Origin of the sequence: Mesorhizobium sp. M0768 (assembly GCF_040320195.1) — a bacterium.
Lineage (GTDB): Bacteria > Pseudomonadota > Alphaproteobacteria > Rhizobiales > Rhizobiaceae > Mesorhizobium.
The window spans coordinates 1-1,483 of record NZ_JAMYPD010000090.1; the positions used below are offsets into that span (position 1 = coordinate 1).

Sequence of the window (1,483 nt, forward strand, 5' to 3'; positions counted from 1 at the left end):
CCGTAGACCGTTTTGACGATCTCCTGGACCACCGGATACTGCTCGCCTGACGCCTGGGTGGTGATGGCCGTATAGCCCTTGGCGGCATCGCCCGCGGGGATCACATCCTCTTCCGAATTCGACCAGACATTGCCGACGATGTGATCGGCCGGGAAGCCGGTCTTCTGCGCGGTCTTGAGCGCAACCGGGTTCATCACGCCCCAGCCGCGCAGCACCACATAGTCGGGATGCTCGCGACGGATCGTCAGCCATTGCGCCTGCTGCTCGTTGCCTGGATGCGGAACCTCGATCTGCGACAGCTCGAAGCCGTATTTCTGCGACAGCAGCTCATAGATCGGAATCGTCTCCTTGCCATAGGGCGAGCCGTGATAGAGCACGACGATCTTCTTGCCCTTGAGCTTGTCGAGGCCACCTTCCTTGGAGGCGATATAGTTCACGATGCCCGAGGTCTCGCTGTACGGATTGAGCAGCAGCGGGAAGACGTAAGGGAACACGCGTCCGTCCGTGGTGTCGGTGCGGCCGTGGTTGATGGTGATCAGCGGCACCTTGTCATCGGTGATGCGGTCGATCATGGCATAGGCGATGCCGACCGAAAGCGGGTTCCAGGCGGCGATGCCGGGATTGCTCTTCAATCGTTCATAGACCTCGACGCCCTTCTCGACCTCATACTGCGTCTCGCCCTCGCTCCAGGTCAGCTTGACGCCGTTGACGCCGCCGTCGCGGATGTTGATCAGCTTGAGATAGTCGATGAAGCCGCCGAAGAAGCCGGTGCCGCCGGCGGCATAAGGGCCGACGCGGTAGCTCTGCAGGGGAAAATACTGCTCGTCGGCGTGGACCGCCGTCGCGCCGAGGACGAAGGCCGTGGCGATCGCCGCTTTCTTGACGTGACTGAAGAAGGTCATGGATTGCGTCTCCTGAGGTTGTGGTCCGTGAGAGGATGTCGAGCGGCGCTCAGCTGGACCTTGAGCCGATCCGTCGTTTCAGGCGGTCGAAGAGGGCCGACAGCCCGTTCGGTTCCGCGATGAGGAAGATGATGATGAGCGCGCCGAGCACGATGCGCTGGCTCATGTCGAGAACACCCGAATCGAACAGTCCGCCAAACAGGAAGGCGCCAAGCCGCGACAGGATGAGCGGAAAGACGACGATGAACGCCGCTCCCAGAAAGGCGCCGCGTATCGAGGCCAGCCCGCCGATGATGATGATGAACAGGATCTGGAACGAGCGGTCGAGATTGAAGCCGGCCGGCTCGACGGTGCGCAGATAGGTGAAGGCCCACAGCACCCCGGCGACGCCGATGATGAAGGACGAGATGGCGAACGCGAGCAGCTTGGTCTTCAGCACAGGGACGCCGATCACCCGCGCGGCGGTTTCGTTGTCGCGCACGGCGATGAAATTGCGGCCGGTCGCGCTGTTGACCAGGCGCCAGACGAGCGCCGTGAGCACGATGACCGTGGTCACCGAGAGCAGGTAGCGGCCCGTCGCC

At 62.6% G+C, this 1,483-nt stretch carries 2 protein-coding genes; both read right to left on the minus strand.

Annotation, left to right across the window (positions count from 1 at the left end):
- Positions 1 to 902, minus strand: a 902-nt coding sequence (locus tag NKI08_RS34405) for an ABC transporter substrate-binding protein (protein WP_352775946.1), incomplete at its 3' end; no start/stop codon positions are given.
- Between the two features lie 49 nt (positions 903 to 951).
- The coding region (locus tag NKI08_RS34410) for a branched-chain amino acid ABC transporter permease (protein ID WP_352775950.1) at positions 952 to 1,483 on the minus strand (532 nt) is incomplete at its 5' end.